This window comes from Vibrio sp. 2033 (genome assembly GCF_033339735.1).
Genome location: NZ_JAWOVC010000698.1, coordinates 1 through 549, shown reverse-complemented (window position 1 = coordinate 549; position 549 = coordinate 1). Strand labels below are relative to the sequence as shown.

The window sequence follows — 549 nt, the reverse complement described above, 5'->3', positions numbered from 1 at the left end:
AATACTTAATATAGATCTTAATAATCTATCGATTGTTAAGATCTATATTAATGACTACGCCGTTTCTATTAATGATTGTATAGCTTCATAGATATCTTGCCTGCGAACTGGCTTTGATACAAAACTATCCATGCCAGCGTCTAAGCACTTATCTTTATCACTTTCTAGCGCGTGCGCTGTTAAAGCGACGATTGGAATTGTAATTCCTTTCTTTCTAATCAGCCTAGTTGCTGTTATTCCATCCATTACTGGCATCGAGACATCCATCAAGATCATATCAATTTGAGTATCGTTTTCTTCAAGAAATGTAAGCGCCTCTGCGCCGTGGCTTGCAATATGAACATTATGGCCAAGCTTGTTAAGAATCAATTTAATGACAAGTTGATTTGATTGAGTGTCTTCGACAATAAGCAAGTTTAGAGCTTTGTTTGGTCTATTATGCTCAATTTTTACAGGACGGCTTTGGTTGTAACGTGTTAAAACTGGAATTCGAATGGTGAAGTCAGAACCCTCATTCTCGCGGCTTTTTACAGAGATTTCACCTCTCAT

At 37.3% G+C, this 549-nt stretch carries 1 protein-coding gene; it reads right to left on the bottom strand.

Features of this window, described 5'->3' with window-relative positions:
- Positions 1-54: 54 nt before the first annotated feature.
- The coding region (locus tag R7P74_RS28585; RefSeq protein WP_318124065.1) for an ATP-binding response regulator at positions 55-549 on the bottom strand (495 nt) is incomplete at its 5' end.